The following is a 21,726-nucleotide window of genomic DNA, read 5'->3' as shown; positions in this document are numbered from 1 at the left end:
TACGCGGGTAGATTGAAAGAGATTGATTTTGGGTATACTTTAATCTCCTTCAATCTTCTATCGATCTTTCTCAATCTTTTACAACTTATAATTTGCCGTAACAGGTTATATCAAAATTCGAAATTAAACCCTTTTTCGGTGAGTTTTTCGTATATTTTCGGGTCGAACTTATACAACTGTGCGGCGCGGTGCGATACATCGGTTTCCTTTTCGTCGAGAGGGACAAGGAGTTTCATTCTGAGGAACTTGCGTCGGAAATTGGGTTTGTCCATTTCCACTTCGAGGATCTCTTCGTACAAATGCATTAACTGCAACAAGGTGAATTTTTCGGGGAGGAGGTTAAAACCTACCGGGGCCTGGCGTACCCTTCTTTTCAACCGTTTGAGACTGATTTCGAGGATCTGGGCGTGGTCATAAATAAGTTCGGGGATTTCCTTCACTTTGTACCATTTAACAGCGGAAGCCGTAAAACCGGGGGTTAAGCGGTAGTCTTCCTTTTTGATAAGGGCGTAATATCCTATGGTGATAACCCGGCTGAGGGGAAACCTGTCCGGGCTGCCAAAAGCTTTTAGCTGTTCGAGGTAAATATTGTCAATTCCGGTAAGATCTCTTAAAAGCCTGTATGCCGCATCGTCGATGCTTTCTTCTTTTTTGATCCACCCTCCGGGCAATCCCCACTTTCCTTTGCTTATGCCTTCGGCATGTTGTACCAGTAAAACTTCAAGCGTCCCTTCATTAAACCCGAATATGGTGCAATCAATGGTTACGGCATCTACAACATCACTGTCCATCTCTTTTATAGACACGGAATCGATGGCTTTTTTATTCATTTATTTTACTGTTTAAGTTAAGTGTTGTGCCCGATCAAAACAGGCTGCAAAGTTCTTGTTTTTCCCGGTAAATGAAAAAGGGGAGTGGAACTATTATTAATAGGGTCATAAATATCTCATTTTTTTAGCAATTACAAAAATTATCTTAAAAAATATTGCAGTATTGGAAATTATTGGTTACACTTGTGGTCAGTTAAACTATAAGAAATGGTATAGAAGACTATTAACTTAAATACTAAATCAATCATTATGACAAAGGATTATTGCTTTAAGCCTTCGGGGATAATTCAATTTTGTCTGCTGCTTTTATGCAGTAGTCTAACCGTTTTGCCTGCCCGGGCGCAGGAGCAAACGGTTCAGGGGCAGGTGACCGCCGCAGAAGACGGTTTGCCGCTCCCTGGAGTGAGCATTGTAGTGGTAGGGACCACCAATGGGACCACTACTGATTTTGACGGAAATTACCAGATGTCCGTTCCTGCGGACGCCGAACTTCAGTTCAGTTATATCGGTTACACCACCCGGACGGTGGCTGTTAATGGGCAGGGTACCGTTAATGTTTCCATGCAGGCACAGGCCGATCAGCTGAATGAGGTTGTTGTTATCGGTTATGGTACCCAGAAAAAGGAACTGGTCACGGGAGCCAATCTGCAGGTAGGCGGTGAGCAGCTTCAAAAACAGAGCACGACCAATGCTTTGCAAGCCCTGCAGGGACAAACCCCGGGGGTCCAGATCACCTCTACGTCCGGGCAGCCCGGGTCGGGTCTGAATGTGGTCATCCGGGGGTTGGGTTCCACGGGGGGTAATGCGCCGCTCTATGTGGTAGATGGTGTATTGACCGGGGATATCTCATACCTGAACAATTCCGATATTGAATCGATCTCTATTTTGAAGGATGCCGCCTCTGCTGCCATTTATGGTTCACAGGCTTCCAATGGGGTGGTGCTGGTTACTACCAAAGGAGGTAAAAAAGGAGAACTGCAAATGACCTTCGACCAATATTACGGTATACAGAGGGTTGCCAATAAAATAGATATGCTCAACGCCAGAGAATATGCCAGTATACTTAATGAAGCTGCCGTAAATTCCGGGAAACTGCCCTATTTCAGCGATAGTGATATCGATGCCATGGGAAGCGGTACGGATTGGATGGGTGCCATGTTCAAAGACAATGCGGTAACCCAGAATTATACCCTGGGTGTTTCCGGGGGCTCGGAAAATTCCGTGTTCTCATCTTCACTATCCTACACTGCCGAAGAAGGAATTGTAGGCGGAAAGGACCTTTCTAATTACGAACGTTATAACTTCAGGATAAATTCCGAACACAAGCTCTACGATGGTAGGGTAACGTTTGGGGAAAACCTCAGTTTCGCTTATATTAAAAACAATGGAGTTGGTGTAGGTAACCAATACAATAATTCGTTAAGAGGGGCATTCAACACAAACCCATTGGTGCCTTTTTATGACGAAAACGGCAATTTTTATAACACTTCCGATGATAGTGAAGGCTGGTTATCCGGACAATCAAATCCGTACGCTTCCATGGTTTACGGAAACCAGAACAGGAACAACAGCCAAAAGCTTGTCGGTAATGTTTACCTGGAATTCGAATTGCTTAAAAACCTTAAATTCAGAACAAGCCTGGGAATCGATTATACGGCTAATGAGGGACATGCTTTCAGTCCCATCTATCAATTATCCGTCTATGATTTCAATAACTATACTACGGCCAGCCAGTCTACGAGCAAAGGACACTCCCTGTTGTGGGATAACTTGCTGACTTATAAGTTCAATATCGCTGAAAACCATAATTTCGAAGCTATGATGGGGACTTCCTCATACAAGTACGAAGACAACTATATGTACGGAAGCAATGTGAACCTGGTTTTTGACGATCTGAAACGCGCCTGGCTGGACAATGCCCTGAACACCGACGGTGCGCAGATAACATTAAATGGCGGACCGAGGAACATCAACAAAAGGATGTCGTATTTCGGAAGGCTGAATTATACCTACAAAGACAAATACCTTTTAAACGCCACCTTCAGGGCAGATGGTTCTTCGCAGTTCCATGAAAATAACCGCTGGGGCTATTTCCCGTCGGTTTCCGCAGGATGGGTGGCTACCGAAGAAGAATTTCTCAGAAATGCTACCTGGCTAAGCTTCTTTAAATTGAGAGCAAGCTGGGGCCAGGTAGGGAACCAGAATGCGGGGAATTTCCAATACCTGTCGCCTGTAACATTTGCGAATACCAATTACATTTTCGGAAATGAAGAAGGTGCGCTGTCCCCCGGAGCCTATCCGAGTAGATATGCCAATCCTGACCTGAAATGGGAGGCTTCCGAGCAGATAGATATAGGTTTTGACGCCCGCTTGTTCCGCAACAGTCTGACGGTCAATTTCGATTGGTACAAGAAGACCAACAAAGACTGGCTGATCAAACCTCCTATCCTCGCTACAGCAGGTGCTGATGCTCCCTGGATCAATGGCGGAGATGTGGTAAACAAAGGGGTAGAATTGGCCTTAAATTACCACGGTAATATTAAAGATCTGAATTTCACGGTAGGAGTTAACGGCGCTTACAACAAAAATACCGTGGGTAATATCCCCACGGAAGACGGTATTATTCATGGAGAAGCGAACCAGTTGTTTGACAATTCATCGGAATTTTACCGGGCGCAGAGCGGGTATCCTTTGGGATATTTCTGGGGACTCGAAACCGCAGGTATTTTTCAAACCGAGCAGGATGTGCTGAACCACACCTCAAACGGAACTGTAATACAGCCTTCGGCGCAACCGGGAGATGTTATTTATGTAGACCAGAACGGAGATGGTAGTATTAATGACCTGGATAAGATAAATATCGGTGACCCTAATCCCGATTTCAATTTCGGTTTTAACATCGCATTAGACTACCAGGCCTTCGATTTATCCCTGCAGGCCAATGGTGTAGCAGGCAATCAGATCGTACAATCGTACAGGAACCAGTCCAGCCAGTATGCGAACCACACTACGGCAATCCTGGACCGCTGGCACGGCCCCGGTTCGTCCAATAGTGTGCCCAGGGTTACTGAAGACAACAGGAACTGGGTAAACTTTTCCGACCTCTATGTACAGGACGGGGACTTCCTGAGGATCAGTAACGTGACCGTTGGTTTTGATATAGCGAAACTAAAGTTGAACAAAAAATTCTTTGCCAGCCAGTTCAGGGTTTACGCGTCTGTGCTTAACCTCTATACATTTACCAATTATAACGGTATGGATCCCGAGATCGGATATGGAATTTCGAATGACGATTATAACTTTTCTTCGGGTGTAGACCTCGGGTATTATCCCAGGCCGAGGACATTTATGATGGGATTAAATGTTAAATTCTAAAAACTTTGAAAGATGAAAAACTCCTTGAAATATATACTGATACTGGGTACCTTGGCATTGGGGGCTTGTTCAAAAGATTACCTGGACGTAGAACCGCAGGAGGGGACGGACGAGAATTTTTACAATAACCCCACCAGTGCTTCTTATGCGCTTGTAGGATGCTATGACGGCATGCAGATTGCTTCCGGGGGGATTGGCGGATTGAGCTTTCCCGTGGCCAGTGAAGTGCTTTCGGATAACTGCTTTGGCGGTACGGGTAATTCCGACGGATATGGCTTCCAGGCTGTAGATGAATTTGATATTTCCCGGTCGCCTGCCGATGCCAACCTGTATGAAAATAACTGGATACAATATTATCGGGCATTATATCGCTGTAATGTATTGATACAGAAGATGGCCGATATTGATTGGGGTGATGATGCGGACATAAAAGTACAATACGAATCGGAAGCCCGGTTTATAAGGGCACACCTGTATTTTGAAATGGTACGCCTCTGGGGCCACATACCGCTTATTATCGAACCGACCACCGAAAATATCCCCCAGGCAGATCCTGATGAGGTGTATAAGGTAATAGCCGAAGACCTGGTTTATGCGGCAGAAAACCTTCCGGAAGAACCCTATACCGAGGCAGAGAGCGGAAGGGTTACCAAATGGGCTGCCGAGGCTATGATAGCCAGGGTATTCTTGTATTATACAGGCTACTACAATGCTTCCGACCTGGTTGGGGTGGTGAATAAAGCTCAGGCTCTTACTTACCTGGAAGATGTAATTGCCAATAGCGGGCACAGTCTGGTAGATGATTTTGCCAAGCTGTGGCCGGCAACCTCTGTCGAAGATTATGCTGGTGAAGACAACCCGGAAGTAGTGTTCTCCGTAAAACATACCTATACCAGTGATTTTGATGGGAACACGGATGGTAATCACTGGATGGTGATGTTTGGTATGCGGGACTATGACCACTATCCCTACGGACGAGGTTGGGGGGTGACGGTAAACCCGAAATTGTGGAAGGCTTATAATGAAAATGATACACGCCGGGGAGCCAGTGTCATTGCGATTGATGAAGAGGAGATCCCTTATGACAAACAAGATGGTCACAGGGAATATACAGGTTATTACAACAAAAAATACAGCCCTGTGATTGATGAAGATGGAAACAGTGTTACCGACGAGGTAGGAGGAGAGAATTTCCAGATCGGTCAGTTTCAGGACTATTTTGTCATGAGATACGCCGATGTGCTGTTGATGGCTGCAGAGTTGGGCAGTTCCAATGCCCAGGCCTATTTTGACCAGGTACGGCAGAGGGCCTATAAAGAAAATTTTACGGCCATTCCGGCGAATCCACAGAACATTTTGAAGGAACGACAGCTGGAGTTCGCATTAGAAGGGATCCGGTATTGGGACCTGCTTCGCCAGGGAATCAGTACCGCAGCGGCAGAACTGGCCGAGAACACCACCGTCCTGAACGGAGGCGTGGAGACCAACAAGGTGATTTCCGCTCAGAATGTGGAGAGTACCGGAGGATTGCAACAAATCCCGAACAACCAGATAACGCTCTCCAACGGCGTATTACAACAAAATACTGGGTGGTAATAGTTAACTCAAAAAAATAAGACATGAAAATTTTCAGATATACTTTGTCCATGTTATTGCTGACCGGGCTGCTCGCAACATCCTGTCAGAATAACGATTACGAACTGGGAGAAAAACTGGACAAGTCGGATATAGATTTTGAAGTTATCCAGGATTTCGATGCCGATGCCGGGGGAAATACGGTGATCCTGATAAACAACACGCCGGAGACTGTTTCCATATGGGATTACGGTACCGGGCGCTCTAATCGCGCTATAGATACCATCAGATATGCTTTTAAAGGCGATTATACCATCAAATTCTCGGCATCAACGGCCGGTGGAGTGGTAGAGATGGACCCCGTGCCCATAACCGTGACAGACGACAACCTGAACTATGTGAGCGATCCACTTTGGGAAGCGCTTTCTGGAGGGGTTGGCAAGTCCAAAACCTGGTATCTGGACCTGGATGCGGATGGGGTTTCCAAATATTGGAATGGCCCGGTTTACTTTTCACACAAAGACCTGGCATGGGAAAACAGCTGTCTTGCAGATGATCCGGAGGTATGCTGGACATTTGAACCCGATTGGTCAGGTAATCAATGGATAGGCGATGCAGGCGATTACGGATATATGACTTTCAGTTTAAAGGGCGGTCCTTTCGTAGAGGTCAACCACGCCTTTACTACGGACAGGGGACTGGAATCCGGCACCTATTTTTTGGATATCGATACCCGAATGCTTACCATGACAGATGCTGCCCCCTTGCAAAATTCATCTGCAGAAAACGATGTAAGTGACTGGGATAACTTCAGGATTATTTCCCTGACTGAGGACGCCATGCAATTAGGAGCATTTCATAATAGTAAAGATGAACTCATGATCTTTAACTTTATTTCCAAGGAGTACAGCGACAACTGGGTACCCGAGGAAACCATCCCCGAACCGGACGAAGGTTTCGATCCCTCATTTGCCCCGGGAGAATTGCTGGAGATGCTCACCGGTGGCGCCGGCTCCGGAAGGCTTTGGTCCCTTGATGCCGAAGGCAACCCCATTGACTGGGTCGCCGGAGGTAACGGATGGACCACTTCACACGAAGACACGCGGGACTGGGGCTGGAACGACAGTTGGGACACCGCCGTAGAAGGTGCATGGATCAGGTTCGACCAGTTCGGAGGCACACTAAATTATACTCGCTTCCAAAATGGTGTAGAAACTACTGGTACATTCACCATTGACGAAGATACTAACGAGATAACTTTAGAAGGAAATACGCTGCTGCAAAATACAGACAGCGAACTGAACTCTACTGCCAGTGTCATCACAGTAGTAAAAGCCTATGGCGAAGAATTTGCGGAAAAAGGCATCTGGTTCGGAACAAGTTATGACGAATCCAAAGACGAATGGTTTGCTTTTCATTATGTTATACCATAAGGCAAAGATCACCCATGGTGATTTTTGATGATGATGATGATGATGGGGCTGCCTCCATATATTGAGAATTTCATTTTGAACTCCCGGCCACAGACACAGGAGTGAAGTGATGTAAAGACCATTTTTGAGGCGGCCCCCGTTTTCTTTTAACCCTTAATGTACCCGATGGACACGAAATATTTTTTATACCTATCAGTATGGGTTATTGCCATAGGCATGGCATCCTGTAGCCCTGATCTGCCCCGGGAAGATATAAAACGCAGGCAATTGTTCACCAAAGACTGGAGTTTTCAGCTTCAGGATACGGTTAAAAAAGATACCCTGACCGGCAACTGGAAACTTCTGAACCTTCCCCACGACTGGAGCATAGAAGGAAAATTCAATGAAAAACACCCGGCCACCTTTAGCGGCGGAGCACTGCCCGGAGGGATCGGTTATTATAAAAAGACCTTCGACCTTCCTTCGGAATATGCCGGCAAACAGGTGTACATACAGTTCGACGGCGTTTATATGAACAGTGAAGTATACCTCAACGGTAAACTACTGGGAAAACGCCCCAACGGTTATATCGGTTTTGAATATGATCTGACCCCTTACCTCAATTTCGAGGCGACCAACACCATGACCGTAAAGGTCGATAATTCGCAACAGCCCAATTCCCGCTGGTACTCCGGTTCGGGGATCTACCGCAATGTATGGCTTACCGTAACAGACAAGGTACACGTAAAGAACCGGGGAACCTACGTGACCACTCCGGAAGTAAGCAAAGACCGGTCTGAAGTCCATGCAGAAGTGGAAGTGGTGAACAACCATGCCGAAGACCGGGAAGGAGTGGTTAAGACCTCCGTACTTTTCAATGGTAAAAAAATATCGGAGAAAGAGCAAACGGTCAGGTTCAAAACCGGCGATACTCGTTTGGTCACAGCCGATCACACCGTTGAGAAACCGGAACTCTGGTCGGTAGAGACACCCGATCTCTACACCCTGAAAACCGATATCTATATCGATAACCAGCTCACGGACAGTCACAAAACCCCGTTCGGTATCCGCTCTTTCGAATTTGATCCAGACAAAGGGTTCATCCTGAATGGTGAACACCTCAAGATCAAAGGGGTTTGCATGCATCACGACCTGGGGGCCTTAGGAACGGCCATCAATACCAGGGCGCTCGAAAGACAGCTGGAAATACTCCGTGGAATGGGGGTCAACGGGATCAGGACAGCCCACAACCCGCCCGCCCCGGAACTGCTGGAGCTCTGTGATAAAATGGGCTTTATCGTCATGGATGAAATGTTTGACATGTGGGAAAAAGGGAAATCCGAATACGACTACAGCCTGTACTGGGACGAATGGCACGAACGGGACCTGGTGGATTTCATTAAGCGTGACCGGAACCACCCCAGTGTTTTTATGTGGAGCATCGGTAATGAAATTCCCGAACAATGGGGAGAGCGTGGCGCCGAAATAGGGCGGAAACTGTCAAAGATCGTCAAAAGTCTGGATACTACCCGTCCGGTAACCGCGGGAATGAATCCTCCCATCCACACCAATGACAATGATGTTACTTTACAGTTTGATGAGCCTGCCCAACCCAATGCCCTGGCAGGGTCGGGAGCGCTGGATCTTATCGGTTACAATTATGCCCATCAAACCTATACGCAGCATCAGATAAATTTCCCGGAAACACCGTTTATCGCCACCGAAACAACTTCGGCACTGGCTACAAGGGGCTATTACGATCAACGGTCCGATTCCATTAAAAGATGGCCATATCGCTGGGACCAGCTTTTCCTTGACGGTAACCCGGGCAATACCGTTTCGGCTTACGACCAGGTGAGTGCCCCGTGGGGTTCAACTCACGAAGAAACCTGGAAAGTCATTAAAAAACACGATTTTATGTCGGGCATGTTCATCTGGACAGGGTTCGATTATCTGGGCGAACCTACTCCTTACGTATGGCCGTCCAGGAGCTCCTATTTCGGGGTGATCGATCTGGCCGGTTTTCCCAAGGATGCGTATTATATGTACAAAAGTGAGTGGACTGACGAAACCGTACTTCACATATTCCCGCACTGGAACTGGGAGCCCGGAAGGGAAGTCGATATCTGGGCATATTATAACAATGCCGATGAAGTGGAGCTGTACCTGAATGACAGGTCACTGGGAAAACGGTCTAAAAAAGACGATGACCTGCATGTTATGTGGCGTGTTCCCTTTGAGCCCGGAACATTGAAAGCTGTTTCAAGAAAAGAAGGGAAGGAAGTGCTGGTGAAAGAAATCAAAACCGCCGGTAAACCTGCCCAAATAAAACTGGAGGCCGACAGAAAGACCATATCGGCAGACGGGAAAGACCTTTCTTTTGTCACTGTTTCCATAGTTGATGTCGAGGGGAATATTGCCCCTACCGCGACCAATAGGATTGATTTTGAACTGTCCGGTCCAGGTAAAATAGCAGGAGTGGACAATGGCGACCCTACCAGTCACGAATCCTTTAAGGCCAAAAATAAAAAGGCTTTTTACGGAAAATGCCTGGTAATTATACAGTCGTCCGGAACAAATGGAGAAATACGGTTAACGGCCAAAGGAGACGGTTTAAACGCAGGTACGTTAACTATAAACTGCCGGCAGGTCCCGAGATAAAAATTTTATGAGCCGAACAGTATCGTTGAATCTGTCACCCCAGGCACAATCAAGGGTTTCGGCTACGGAAGACATCTCAACTGTACCCGGTGACCGTTCGGAACTAACTTATTCAAAAGCAATAAAAATGATCAAAAAACTAACATCCATAGCAATCACAGCTTTTCTGTTTGGTTGTGGATCCCCTGAAAATAAAGACTCGAAAATCACTGTCAGTTCACCCAACGGAAAGAACAGCATTACTTTTGAGTTAAGACAGGGAAAGCCTTCATATTCGGTAAAGCACGGAGAAACCGGTATTATAGACGCATCCGAAATGGGCTTTGTGTTTAAGAACGGGGATTCCCTGCATAACAACCTCAGGGTAGTAAATACGAACACCTCCGAACATGACGAAACCTGGGAGCAGGTCTGGGGTGAAAAGCAGTTCATACAGGACCATTATCAACAACTGGAAGTCGTTCTTCAGGAAGAAACCGATCAGAAAAGACAGCTTAAAATACAATTCAGGGCTTTTGACGACGGAATAGCATTCAGGTACCAATATCCCGGTAATGGTACCGAAGACAGCCTGGTCATCATGGACGAACTAACCCGTTTTAACCTCAGTAACGATGGTGAGGCCTGGTGGATTCCGGCCTATCAGGACAACCGCTACGAATATTTGTTTACCCAATCTGCAGTAAGTACCTTGGATACCGTTCATACCCCGCTCACCATTAAAAGCAACGACGGATTGTTTTTAAGCTTTCACGAAGCAAACCTCATCAACTATGCAAGCATGACACTGGCCCGGGAAAACGGCACCGCCCTCAAATGCGATCTCGTGCCCTGGGCTGATGGCGACCGGGTAAAAACCAATGGTTCCTTCACCACTCCGTGGCGGACCCTGCAAATTGCAGAAAACCCGGGAGACCTCATCACGTCTTACATGATATTGAACCTGAACGATCCCAATAAACTGGAAGATACTTCCTGGATTGAACCTCATAAATACCTTGGTATTTGGTGGGGGATGCACATCGGTAAATATTCGTTCTGGGAAAGCCCGATACAGGGCGCCACGACCGAAAATGCCAGAATGTATATCGATTATTGTGAAAAACTCGGCGTAGATCACCTGCTTATCGAAGGGTGGAACAAGGGCTGGACCCCACAGTGGTATGAGAATGCCATGCACATGTTCAGCTTTACGAAAGAAGCTGACGGGTTCGATCTGAAAGAAGTCACCGATTATGCCCGGTCAAAAGGGGTAAGTATCATCGGCTATCACGAAACCGGGTCGAACATTATCAATTACCTGGAACAGATTGATGCCGGGATGGGACTTTACCAAAAATACGGCATGCACGACATAAAGATCGGCCAGGTAGGTTCAAGATTAAACATGAAAGAATGGCACCACGGGCAATTCGGGGTGAATTATTACAGGTTTGTACTGGAAAAGGCCGCCGAATACGAGCTTGCCGTAAACTTCCATGAACCCATTAAAGACACCGGTGAGCGCAGGACTTATCCCAACATGATGGCCCGCGAAGGGGCAAGGGGACAGGAATACAATGCCTGGAGCGAAGGAAATCCGCCTTCACATACCGTAATCCTCCCGTTTACCAGGATGCTGTCGGGCCCTATGGATTTTACACCGGGAATACTCGATGTGGAGATCAAACAGGGCTATGAAGGGCGGGACGTTCATACCACAGCCGCCAAACAACTGGCACTCTATGTGGTTTTGTATTCTCCTGTTCAGATGCTGGCCGACCTGCCGGAAAATTACGATGGCAACCCGGCATTCAAATTTTTGCAGGATGTTCCGGTAGACTGGTCCGACACCCGGGTACTGAATGCAGAGATCGGCGAGTATATTACTACAGTTAGAAAAGACAAGAACAGTGAAGACTGGTACCTGGGGAGCATCACCAATGAAGAAGCGAGAGACCTGGAGATCGCTCTGGATTTTCTTGAAGAAGGAGCTGTCTATGAAGCCCAAATCTATGCAGATGCCGAAGGCACGGGATATGAAACCAATCCTGCGGAGATAGAGGTCAGTAGCAGGGAAGTGACCTCAAAGGACAGCCTGAAACTGCACCTTGGAAAAGGCGGAGGAACGGCCATTCGATTCGGGAAAAAATAATGTGTATTCAATCTCCGGGTTATTCAACCGCGGGGCATACGGAACAACAAGAATATAATACCGAAAGGGAAGTCGTGAACCCGCTCATCAAATACCAATTACGACGATTGTTTGTTGAAATAAAAGACAGTTTTATGTAAATCAGAATCAATTGTTTAATCAAAACCCAAATCTTATGAAAACAATAACCAAAATGACTAAAGCAATGTTGGCCTTGTTCCTGGTACTTTCATGCAGTCAGGAAGAAGACACACCGGACTTTTCCGGAACCGAATTTTCCGTAACCCGGACAGATGGTGAAGAGACATCGGCAGCGGCTGAGGCCGTTGCATGGTATACGGACGAGCGATACGGTTCATGGGAAAACGGTGGTTACACCCTCTACAACAATATCTGGGGTATGGTAAATGGCAGTACACAGGTCATGTGGGCCAATAGCTACAGTAACTGGGGCGTATGGGCAGATCATCCGGATACGGATGGTATAAAATCCTATCCCAATAGCAGTAGAACTGTCAATATAAATATCAATTCCCTGAATAGTTGTACTTCCGGTTTTAATATAAACGCACCGTCCGGCGGACATTATGTGGCAGCCTACGATATATGGTGTAACAACCACGATTACGAGATCATGCTATGGATGCACACGGAAGGAGCTTCGAAGCCTATCTCATATGACTGGTCAGCTGCCGGCAATCCCATTCCTGTAGCAACCAATCTTTATATAGGCGGTCACACCTGGGATGTATATAACGGTCATAACGGCAATGAAGAACAGGGTATAGGCAATCGGGTATTTTCCTTTGTACGGACAGAAAATACCGGGGCGGCAACAGTAGATATAAAAGGTATCATCGACTGGATAAAAAACCGCTCTGCCCAGACTCCGGATGAAAAATGGTTTAAAAATGAAGCGATAATTCTGAGTACCGTACAATTCGGATATGAGATAAGCGCATCTCCCGGAGGCAAGGACTTCGTTACCAACAGTTATTCGGTGTCCTTTGACTGATCACTAAACTGCTATGGATTTTATAACCCATAGTATAGGTTTCTGGCAGACTGAAAGTCTGTTTAGCCACGGATACACCGATATATAATTATCCGTGCATCCGTGGCTGAAATTTATAGAAACTAAAGTAACTGTGCTAAAAGTACGAGGTTTGACACCTACAACTGAAAACGATCAAAATTGTTATTTTGGTTATCGGGCTGCGGAGTATTGTATGAATAACTTAATAACCTTATCACCTATAATAGGAATATCATTATGAAAAACCGATTAAAATTAGCATTGTGTGTTGTATGTGTAGGCTTGAGTACCGTAGTAAAAGCCCAACTGCAAAATTCGGGCATCCTCAACGAGCCGCCAGACATCAGCAAGGATTTTGAAGATTACAGGAATACATTTTACGTAGCAGAGGAACTGGCGACTTTTGATCCGGAAACCGCTACCGGGACCGTTAAATACAATCGCTATAATTTTGCCACAAAGCAGGCTTTTAATAATATGCTCTCCAAGCTGGTCCCCGCCGAAGCCAACGAATTTCCCACTACGGAATATGCAGCTTCACCGGAATTGCCATTCAGCATCCAGTTTGTAACGGACAGGACCATTCGTATTCGTATGAGTTCAGGGCCGCAGTTCCGTGAGAAAGAAGAGTCCCTGATGCTGGTAAACGGCAAGGCTTCCTCCGACCGGAGCGCCTGGACATACAGTAAGATTGAAGGCGGACATAAATATACCAGCAAACACGGAGCCGTGGAAATACTGGAAAATCCCTGGCACGTGAAAATATACGATGAAAACGGAAAACTATTGACCAGCACATTGCATTTTGAAGATGTGAAGAATACCTATACCCCGGTAACGCCGTTTTCGTTCATTCGCCGTGCCGATGATTATTCCAGGAGTATGGCGGCTGTGTTTTCCCTTTCTCCGGAAGAGCGGATATTCGGTTGCGGGGAATCCTTCACACAGTTTAACAAACGCGGCCAGAAAGTGATACTCTGGACCGATGACGCCAACGGAGTACAGAACGAAACCATGTACAAGCCCATACCATTCTACATGAGCAGTAGGGGGTATGGCGTGTTTATGCACCATTCCACCCCCATTACCGTAGATTTCGGCAAGTATTTCAATGCCGCCAATTCCATGATGATCGGAGATGATGAAGCCGATATTTTCCTGTTTCTCGGAGAACCCAAAGATATTTTGGACGAATATACTTCCCTTACCGGAAAAGCGGAAATGCCACCGCTCTGGTCTTTTGGTTTCTGGATGAGCCGCATCACCTATTTTTCGGAGAAAGAGGGTAGAGAAGTGGCCGAAAACCTACGGAAACACAAGATCCCGAGTGATGTTATCCATTTCGATACCGGATGGTTCGACGTGGACTGGCGGAATAACTACGAATTTGCCGGTGACCGTTTCGATAATGCCGAAAAAATGATTGCCGACATGCAAAAGGACGGTTTTAACGTATGTCTCTGGCAACTCCCTTATTTTACACCCAAAAACACCTTGTTCCCCGAGATCGTGGAGAAAGGACTGGCCGTTAAAGACAAAAAAGGGAACATTCCCTATGAGGACGCGATCCTGGATTTTTCCAATCCGGAGACCGTAAGCTGGTACCAGGACAAGATCGCCGGGTTGTTGAGACAAGGTGTCGGCGTAATTAAGGTCGATTTCGGAGAAGCCGCACCTGCTTCCGGGCTCTACCATTCCGGAAGAACAGGATTTTACGAACACAACCTGTTTCCTTTACGGTATAATAAAGCTGTGGCCGAGGTGACCAAAAAGGAAAAAGGCTATACCCTTATCTGGGCAAGGAGCACGTGGGCGGGAAGTCAGCGGTATCCCCTGCACTGGGGCGGCGATGCCGCTACAAGTAATACGGCAATGGCTGCAACATTGCGCGGAGGACTGTCCCTCGGGTTAAGCGGTTTCAGCTTTTGGAGCCATGATGTGGGAGGGTTTGTAACCAAATCGCCCGAAGACCTCTATCGCCGGTGGACACCTTTCGGGATGCTGACTTCACACGTAAGAAGTCACGGCGAACCTCCTACGGAGCCCTGGGAATATAATGAAGGTTTCCTGAACGATTTCAGGGCTGCGGACAATATGCGTTATAAACTCATGCCGTATATCTATGCACAGGCCAAACACAGTTCGCAAAACGGGCTGCCCATGCTCCGGGCCATGTTCGTGGAGTATCCGGACGATCCGGGGTCCTGGCTGGTGGATGACCAATATCTTTTCGGGGCTTCCATGCTTGTCGCTCCTTTGTTTGAGGAAGTTACCGAAAGGGATGTTTATCTCCCGGAAGGAAAATGGATAGATTATCAGACCGGAAAAGTCTACGAAGGGGGATGGCACAGGATTAAAGCAGGAGAGGTCCCTATAGTTGTCCTGGTAAAAGACGGTACGGTACTCCCGCATATCGAACTGGCACAGTCTACCAAGGATATGGACTGGCGCAAACTGGAACTGAAAGTATATTCAACCACGGGAGAAGCCGAAGGAAAAATATATCTGCCCGACGGAAAGGAACTGAAAACCGTAAAAGCAGTGAAACAGGGGAATAGCTATACCCTTGAAAACGATCCGTACAACGGAAAGGTAAAGTGGACGATTAAATAAACATTAAGCAAGATATTGTATTTACAGGCGGCCGACAACCCATGTCAGCCGCCTTTTTATTTGTTAATCTGCGGTGCAAATTTGATTCCCCGTAAAAAATGAGTTAAATTAAACTCTTGATAACAAAATAACCAAAGCCATGAATTCCTTATCCCGAAGAACTGCGTTAAAGACCATCGCATTGAGTAGTGGAGCAGTTGCATTAGCTCCTAATTTATTATTGCCCGGAAATTCCCCTCAAAAACGCCTGGGAGTTGCCCTGGTCGGACTCGGATATTATAGTACTGATCTGCTGGCACCTGCATTACAACAAACAAAACATTGTCACCTGGCGGGTATTGTTACGGGAACACCTTCCAAGGCGGAAAGCTGGAGTAAAAAGTATAATATTCCCGATAAGAATATCTACAATTACGAAAACTTTGACGATATCGCCGATAACCCGGATATTGATGTGATCTATGTGGTCCTGCCTCCTTCCATGCATTGCGAATATTCCATAAGGGCGGCCAATGCCGGGAAACACGTGTGGTGTGAAAAACCAATGGCTATTACCGAAGAAGAATGTCAGAGGATGATAGATGCGTGTAAAAAGAATAAAAGATCACTGGCTATCGGGTACAGGTTACAGCATGAGCCCAATACGCAGGAATACATGCGGATTGTGCGTCAAAAATTATTGGGAGAAGTAAACTATGTCAACTGCGCCGCAGGGTACCGGGATAACCGGACCAATCACTGGAAACAAAAAAAGGAAATGGGAGGCGGTGCACTTTACGATATGGGCGTATATCCAATCCAGGGAGCCCGGTTGGGGTCTGCCATGGAGCCCACAGCGGTGGTCTCTGCGGAAACATCTACAACAAGACCGGAGATTTACAAAAACGGACTGGATGAAACTGCCGTGGCCCGACTGGAATTTCCCGGCGGTGTTTTTGCCGATATCAAAACCAGTTTCGGGGAAAATATCAACTTCCTGGATATTGAATGTGAAAAAGGGGATATAAATATGAAACCCTTTTCCGCATATGCGGGAGTAAAGGGGAAAAGCCCCCTCGGAGAGATCAATCATCCGTACCGGGTACCGTGGCAGCAGGTAAAACAAATGGATGATGATGCCCTGGCCATTATGGGAGGAAAACCCATGCTCGTTCCCGGTGAAGAAGGGCAGAGGGACATCCGCATTGTAGAAGCCATCTATAAAGCTGCGGAAAGCGGGCAAACAGTGAAATTGTAACTTGTTTTGGCGGAACGCTATTTTATGGTTATAATTTTATAAAATAGCAGGAGTTTTTGCCAGGCATCCCGTAATGTTTATTTTTGGGTAGAAATTTACACCAATGAACGTAAACATAAACCCCACTTGGCAACCCCGGTTGCAACCCGAATTTGAAAAGCCCTATTTTGAATCCCTTGCCGCTTTTGTAAAGAGCGAATATAAGCAACACAGATGCTTTCCCAAAGGGAGTCAGATATTTGCTGCTTTTGACCATTGCAGTTTTGACGATGTGAAAGTGGTGATTATAGGGCAGGACCCTTACCACGGACCGGGACAGGCCAACGGGCTCTGCTTTTCTGTAAATGACGGTATTGCTCATCCGCCGTCGCTTATTAATATTTTTCGTGAAATAGAAGCAGACCTCGGTATTCCATATCCCAAAACCGGTAACCTGGAACGCTGGGCAGACCAGGGGGTGCTTTTGCTCAACGCTACCCTTACGGTAAGGGCACACCAGGCCGGAAGCCATCAGAACCGGGGCTGGGAAAACTTCACTGATGCCGTTATTCAGAAAGTATCAGACGAAAAAGAACACGTGGTGTTTATGCTTTGGGGAGGTTATGCCAAAAGAAAAGGCAGTAAGATTGACAGGAGCAAACACCTTGTCCTGGAAGCAGGGCATCCTTCACCTTTAAGTGCCAACCGGGGGCTGTGGTTCGGCAACAAACATTTCAGTAAAGCGAACGAATATTTGGAAAATCTGGGAAAATCGGCAATAGAGTGGTGATTTTTTTCCACGGCTCCCATTCCATTTAGGGAAAGAAAAGTCTCTATTCTCCGGATTCTTCTATTATGATTTCGAATAATTTTTCATTAAATCGAAAATCGGTCATCCTTATTTTTTCCAGTACCGGTCGCACATGTTTTATAATACCTTCCTTTTTTGCTCTTAAAATCAAGCCAAATGTTCCGGAATATCTTAACTTCAAGTATTCTGCGACTTTTCTTCCTTTGAGATCATCTAAAATAAGTACAGAGTTCTCAAAATCAAATGCCAAAGCGATGGCACTTGCTTCACCAGCGTCCAAATCCATTTCAAGGATTTCTTGATAATGACTGTCTTTTAATTTTTTAACCTTGATCCGATCGGGGAGTTTTTTCCAAATTCCTTTTGGACTGTTGGAGTGATATAAATATTTCTCCCCATTTTTTTTAACAACTCCAATTCATCAATTTTATTCAGGAGGATCAGGCAACTTGTATCGGAAATGATTATCTCAGAATTGAGTGGCATCTCTTAATATATCTGAAGGAGGGTGGTTGATTAATGAAACATCATAGTCTGCCAATATTTCTGCAAAAGCAACTTTGGATAATCCGGCTAATTCCGCAGCCTGTCCCAAAGACAGTTTTCCAAATTCATACATCTTAGCCGCGAGAAACCTTCTTGTATCCCGTTCGTCAAGATTTAATTTGTCTGGTATGTTAAGTGTGAGATGTTTCATGTATCAAATTTAACTAAAAATAAGATAATTATAAAGTGACGCAAATTATTTACACAGGGAGCACTACTTTTTCATAAGCAAGTTTTTCGGGAATGAGTTCCAGCTTCAATAGCTGGTCCTGCACGGTTTCCAGGGTCTTCCGGTCCATGGGAGACTGGCTCCATTGCGTCAGGGAGAGCCATTCCCTTATATCTTCGGTCTTCTGATCGAAACGGTTGGCCAGTGTCCTGTCTATGCTGGGAATCTGTTTAAAATCGGCCGTATAGGTATTGATGACCTCAAGAATGTGTTTTACAATGTTTTTGTCTTGTTCCGGTAGTCCATTCCGCACGGCAATGACAAAACAGGGCCAGGGAGTAGGGCAGTCACCCACACGGCGGAATATGCCTTTATCGACCAGGGGCTTGGTCATAAACCGTTCCCACATAAAATAATCTGCTTTGCCTTCCGTAAGTGCGTCCACGGCGCCCTCTATGGTGTTGACAATTTCAAATTTCAGTTTTCCGGTGTCCCATCCCATGTTTTGGGCATGGACAAACGACATAAGGTGTGATCCGGAACCGAAACGGCTTATGGCCACCTTGGTACCCCGGAGGTCTTTTTCTTCCCGGTACGGCGATGCCGAGGCTACGTGAATCCCCCATATTAACGGACTCTGTATATAGGTCTGTACTATCCTTGAAGGATTACCTGCCGTAATATCCTTAACGATACCTTCGGTAAGGATAATGGCTATGTCGGTTTCCCCTTCGCGGAGCATATTGCACATTTTCCCGGTGCCCTCGGGGGTATCCTTCCATTGCAGGTCAATTCCCTTTTCTTTAAAAGCACCTTCTTCTATGGCAAAGTGCCACGGAAGGTTAAAGTGTTCCGGTACCCCGGTTATTTTTATAGTTTTCATTTAGTTGTTTTCTATTGCAATTGTCATAAGTCGTAAGTCCTGTGGTCCTAAGTCAAAAATTTTACATCCCTTTTTCTGTTTTATCACTCACACACCTGAACCCCGTGTGCTGCATCCCGGTATCCGGAGAGGATTTCATACGTGAGGTTACCCGGTATCCCTTGCAATAGGAAGCATTACATAAAAAAGAACCTCCCCGGATCACTTTTTTCGGAACAGTGGGCTCCATGGGGTCATAACTATCGTCCGGGCCTTTCGGATTTTCGGTGGTTTTCTCTTTTAATTGTTCGTAATAGTCGTTCCTGTACCAGTCTGCGCACCATTCCCATACATTTCCGGCCATATCATACAGTCCGTATTCATTAGGCGGGAAGGATTTTACCGGAGCAGCCAGCCCGAAAGTATCCCAATCGGTATTTTTATTCGGGAAATTACCCTGCCAGGTATTGGCCTTGGGTTTTCCTTCCTCAATAGCCTCATTGCCCCAGGGGTATTTGCTGTTTTTAAGTCCGCCGCGGGAGGCCAACTCCCATTCGGCCTCGGTGGGAAGCCTTTTCCCGGCCCATTTTGCGTAGGCATTGGCATCGTCCCAGGAAATATGGGTCACGGGATAGTTATCCTTTCCTTCGATGGAACTTTCCGGACCTTCGGGGTGCCGCCAGTCTGCACCTTTCACCCAGCTCCACCACTGTGCGGCATTGTTCAGGGAAACGGGATGGTCTGGCGGTGTAAAAACGAGGGAAGAGGCTACAAAAACGCTGTCCGGCGGTTTTGGGGTGCCGGGGGGAAGTTGTTTTTTAATGTCCTCCCATTCCGGGGCTTTTTCTGCTGTGGTCACATATCCGGTGGCCTCTACGAATTCCCGGAACCGGGCATTGGTCACCTCGGTCTCATCCATCCAGAACCCCTTTACTTTTACCTTGTGTGCGGGATATTCGTCCGGGCGGCCTTCATTATCAGAAGCTCCCATAACAAATTCCCCGCCGGGAATCCAGACCATGCCTTCATGAGAAGTCTTACCCTGCGGAATTTCCGTAGCGCTATCGCTGTTGACAGGAAATCGCTCCGGTAAACCGGTTTCACAGGAGGTTATGGAGTCCGGGGCCTTTGTTTCAGAATTTTTTTCCGGTTTATCTTTTCGCGATGACTGGCAGGAGGTAATAATTATGGCAGCTATACTGAAGGCAACAATAATACGAATACTGTTTTTTAAATGCATTCCGGGTGTGTTTTGGACCTAAAGGTAATAATAAACAACTAAAATCCTATATTCTGCTTATGTCCTTTGAGAAAAACAGGCCTCCGATTACTATCAACAAAAAACTCCCGGAAGCACAGGGCTTTCGGGAGTTGAAATTTTAATCTTCGGATTTGTCCTAAAACTGGTAGCGGACACCCAGCGCAATGTCCAGGTCGAGTCCGTCCCTGTATTCATCCGTAAAGCCGAGCTCCGGACGGATATCGAGAGATAGCAAAAGCGGAATATCAAAATTGTATTCGATCCCCACGTCACCTGCTACGAAAAAGAAGGCGCCGCTATCATCGATGTCATTATTGTCATAACTGCCCAGACCTCCACCGGCACCGGCATACCAGTTAAAATTACCTTCCAGGGACCATACCCATTGGTACAGACCGGTAAGTTTAAAGGCATCTACATGGTCTGAATCCCTCCATCCGAGGTCGAGCTCAAGACGGTTGGCGGCAGCAAGTGCTCTCTGGTACGAAATTTCCGCCCCGAAACCGTCACTGTCGCCCAAACGTAAACCGATTGCATTAGGAGCGATTTCCTGTGCCTGGGAAGTTACTGCAAAACCCAGTGTCATTACAGCTAAAAAAAATAATTTTTTCATAACAGATAGTGTTAGATTAATAATCCTGATATATGCAAGATATGGAATTTTTTTCAATTTTTATTGCCAAAAACCCACATCAGGTTTAAACAATTAACTACAAAATGACGAAATGACTTTATTATCGTCCTTTAGAACTGAAACCTGACCCCGAGTGCGATATCCAGGTCCAGGTCATCCCTGTATTCGTCCGTAAACCCTAATTCCGGCCGCATATCCAGGGAAAGTACGAGAGGAATATCAAAATTATACTCAATACCTATATCTCCGGCAGCAAAAATAAACGTTCCGCTTTCGTCGATATGGTCGTATTCATAGCTTCCGATTCCTCCGCCGGCACCGGCAAACCAGTTAAAATTGCCATCCAGTCGCCATACCCACTGGTGCAGGGCGGTGAGCTTAAAGGCGTCTACATTGTCAGAGTCCCTCCATCCCAGGTCAAACTCCAGTCGGGTATCGCTTTTCAGGGCCCTTTGGTACGATATTTCCGCACCAAACCCGTCACTGTCGCCTATACGCAAACCGAGAGCATTCGGTGCAATCCTCTGGGCATGAGATATGGTAATGGCTCCCATGGCTACAATAAATAACAGAAATAATTTTCTCATAGTA

The 21,726-nt window shown here is 46.4% G+C and carries 15 protein-coding genes and 1 pseudogene; 9 read left to right on the top strand and 7 right to left on the bottom strand.

Features of this window, described 5'->3' with window-relative positions:
* Positions 1 to 110: 110 nt before the first annotated feature.
* A complete protein-coding gene (locus LS482_RS21290; RefSeq protein WP_233029615.1) occupies positions 111 to 830 on the bottom strand; it encodes an NUDIX hydrolase in 720 nt (239 codons plus the stop codon).
* A 249-nt stretch (positions 831 to 1,079) separates the two neighbouring features.
* Here LS482_RS21290 and LS482_RS21285 point away from each other — a divergent pair, with 249 nt between their 5' ends.
* The 9 genes from LS482_RS21285 to LS482_RS21245 all read left to right on the top strand — a co-directional run bounded on the left by LS482_RS21285 (position 1,080) and on the right by LS482_RS21245 (position 17,642).
* Positions 1,080 to 4,205 (top strand): SusC/RagA family TonB-linked outer membrane protein, encoded by a 3,126-nt coding sequence (locus LS482_RS21285; protein ID WP_233029614.1) that lies wholly within the window; start codon positions 1,080 to 1,082, stop codon positions 4,203 to 4,205.
* Between the two features lie 12 nt (positions 4,206 to 4,217).
* Positions 4,218 to 5,801 (top strand): RagB/SusD family nutrient uptake outer membrane protein, encoded by a 1,584-nt coding sequence (locus LS482_RS21280; protein WP_233029613.1) that lies wholly within the window; start codon positions 4,218 to 4,220, stop codon positions 5,799 to 5,801.
* A gap of 23 nt (positions 5,802 to 5,824) precedes the next feature.
* Positions 5,825 to 7,213 carry a hypothetical protein gene (locus LS482_RS21275; protein WP_233029612.1) on the top strand — a complete coding sequence of 463 codons (1,389 nt, stop codon included), beginning with the start codon at positions 5,825 to 5,827 and terminating at the stop codon, positions 7,211 to 7,213.
* A gap of 165 nt (positions 7,214 to 7,378) precedes the next feature.
* On the top strand, positions 7,379 to 9,853 hold the full coding sequence (galB, locus tag LS482_RS21270; protein ID WP_233029611.1) for a beta-galactosidase GalB: 2,475 nt from the start codon (positions 7,379 to 7,381) through the stop codon (positions 9,851 to 9,853).
* Between the two features lie 127 nt (positions 9,854 to 9,980).
* A complete protein-coding gene (locus LS482_RS21265; protein WP_233029610.1) occupies positions 9,981 to 11,987 on the top strand; it encodes a glycoside hydrolase family 97 protein in 2,007 nt (668 codons plus the stop codon).
* 175 nt (positions 11,988 to 12,162) lie between these two features.
* Positions 12,163 to 13,002: a GH12 family glycosyl hydrolase domain-containing protein gene (locus tag LS482_RS21260; RefSeq protein ID WP_233029609.1), complete on the top strand. Its 840-nt coding sequence runs from the start codon at positions 12,163 to 12,165 to the stop codon at positions 13,000 to 13,002.
* Between the two features lie 258 nt (positions 13,003 to 13,260).
* Complete coding sequence (locus LS482_RS21255; RefSeq protein ID WP_233029608.1) at positions 13,261 to 15,636, top strand: glycoside hydrolase family 31 protein; 2,376 nt, start codon at positions 13,261 to 13,263, stop codon at positions 15,634 to 15,636.
* Positions 15,637 to 15,775: 139 nt separating this feature from the next.
* Positions 15,776 to 16,873 carry a Gfo/Idh/MocA family protein gene (locus LS482_RS21250; protein ID WP_233029607.1) on the top strand — a complete coding sequence of 366 codons (1,098 nt, stop codon included), beginning with the start codon at positions 15,776 to 15,778 and terminating at the stop codon, positions 16,871 to 16,873.
* Between the two features lie 103 nt (positions 16,874 to 16,976).
* Positions 16,977 to 17,642, top strand: a complete 666-nt coding sequence (locus tag LS482_RS21245) for a uracil-DNA glycosylase (RefSeq protein WP_233029606.1) — start codon at positions 16,977 to 16,979, stop codon at positions 17,640 to 17,642.
* A gap of 43 nt (positions 17,643 to 17,685) precedes the next feature.
* Here the strand turns inward: LS482_RS21245 and LS482_RS21865 are convergent.
* From LS482_RS21865 to LS482_RS21215, 6 genes and pseudogenes are all read right to left on the bottom strand, one after another.
* Positions 17,686 to 18,149, bottom strand: a pseudogene (locus tag LS482_RS21865) (PIN domain-containing protein).
* Positions 18,133 to 18,360 carry a UPF0175 family protein gene (locus tag LS482_RS21235; protein ID WP_233029604.1) on the bottom strand — a complete coding sequence of 76 codons (228 nt, stop codon included), beginning with the start codon at positions 18,358 to 18,360 and terminating at the stop codon, positions 18,133 to 18,135. Before LS482_RS21235 ends, LS482_RS21865 begins: the two are co-directional and overlap by 17 nt.
* Positions 18,361 to 18,409: 49 nt before the next feature.
* On the bottom strand, positions 18,410 to 19,261 hold the full coding sequence (locus LS482_RS21230) for a substrate-binding domain-containing protein (protein WP_233029603.1): 852 nt from the start codon (positions 19,259 to 19,261) through the stop codon (positions 18,410 to 18,412).
* Between the two features lie 61 nt (positions 19,262 to 19,322).
* On the bottom strand, positions 19,323 to 20,480 hold the full coding sequence (locus LS482_RS21225; RefSeq protein ID WP_233029602.1) for a formylglycine-generating enzyme family protein: 1,158 nt from the start codon (positions 20,478 to 20,480) through the stop codon (positions 19,323 to 19,325).
* 157 nt (positions 20,481 to 20,637) lie between these two features.
* Complete coding sequence (locus LS482_RS21220) at positions 20,638 to 21,114, bottom strand: hypothetical protein (protein WP_233029601.1); 477 nt, start codon at positions 21,112 to 21,114, stop codon at positions 20,638 to 20,640.
* Positions 21,115 to 21,245: 131 nt separating this feature from the next.
* Complete coding sequence (locus LS482_RS21215; RefSeq protein ID WP_233029600.1) at positions 21,246 to 21,722, bottom strand: hypothetical protein; 477 nt, start codon at positions 21,720 to 21,722, stop codon at positions 21,246 to 21,248.
* Between the last annotated feature and the right edge of the window lie 4 nt (positions 21,723 to 21,726).

Source organism: Sinomicrobium kalidii, assembly GCF_021183825.1.
GTDB classification, from domain to species: domain Bacteria; phylum Bacteroidota; class Bacteroidia; order Flavobacteriales; family Flavobacteriaceae; genus Sinomicrobium; species Sinomicrobium kalidii.
Note: the sequence above shows the minus strand (reverse complement) of the source record. Positions and strands in the feature narration are given on the sequence as shown.